Source organism: Oscillibacter sp. CU971, from assembly GCF_905219725.1.
Classification (GTDB): domain Bacteria; phylum Bacillota; class Clostridia; order Oscillospirales; family Oscillospiraceae; genus Oscillibacter.
This window is the reverse complement of the sequence record NZ_CAJMXG010000590.1, coordinates 1-1,006: the sequence shown is the minus strand read 5'-3', so window position 1 is coordinate 1,006 and position 1,006 is coordinate 1. Positions and strand designations below refer to the sequence as shown.

The 1,006-nt window shown below is 59.8% G+C and carries 1 protein-coding gene; it reads left to right on the top strand.

Annotation, left to right across the window (positions count from 1 at the left end; all coding sequences use genetic code 11):
- Positions 1-305: 305 nt before the first annotated feature.
- Positions 306-1,006, top strand: a 701-nt coding sequence (locus JX325_RS17675) for a cysteine desulfurase family protein (RefSeq protein WP_204792301.1), incomplete at its 3' end; no start/stop codon positions are given.

The following is a 1,006-nucleotide window of genomic DNA, read 5'->3' as shown; positions in this document are numbered from 1 at the left end:
GCCCCGCATCATCCGTCCAGCCCCTTCCAGGTAGCGGTTGATTGCGTCAAAAAACAGTTTGCCGATGCCCTTCTCCTATCATTTCGGGGAATTAAATCAGCGTTTCCTTAAGGATTTTACAAAAATCATGGCGGCGTATCTGCCGCAAAAAAGGAATGAACATCTGCCGGTCCTCTGGTGATTGCGAAGAACGGTATCCTCTCCTATAGTGTTCAAAAGCTCAAATTACCTATTGACATTATAGGTTATTTGGAATAATATATAATTACCAACAAACATACCAGGTTATTTAACGGAGGATTTCTATGATGATTTACGCGGATAACGCGGCCACGACGAAGATGAGCCGGACCGCTGTGGACGCTATGCTGCCCTATATGGACGAGCTTTACGGCAACCCCTCTAGCCTCTACGCCTTCGGCCAGGAGGCCAAGGAGGCTCTGGAGGACGCCCGGGGACGTATCGCCGCCTGTCTTGTCTGCGAACCAAGGGAGCTCACCTTCACCTCCGGCGGCAGCGAGGCGGACAACCAGGCCATCCGTTCCGCCGCCGTCCTGGGGGCCCGGAAGGGCAAGCGCCACATCGTCTCCACCGCCTTTGAGCACCACGCGGTGCTCCACACCCTGAAAAGGCTGGAGGGCGAAGGCTTTGCCGTCACCCTGCTGGACGTCCACGAAAACGGCCTGGTGACGCCGGAGCAGGTCCGGGAGGCCATCCGGCCCGACACCTGCCTGGTGACCGTCATGTACGCCAACAACGAGATCGGAACCGTCCAGCCCATATCGGAGATCGGCGCGGCCTGCCGGGAGGCGGGGGTCTTGTTCCACACCGACGCGGTCCAGGCGGCGGGGCACCTGCCCATTGACGTCCGGGCTCAGAACATCGACCTTCTCTCCCTCTCTGCCCACAAGTTCCACGGGCCCAAGGGCGCCGGCGCGCTGTACGCCCGCCGGGGCGCGGCCCTGACGAACCTCATTGAGGGCGGGGCCCAGGAGCGGGGCAGGCG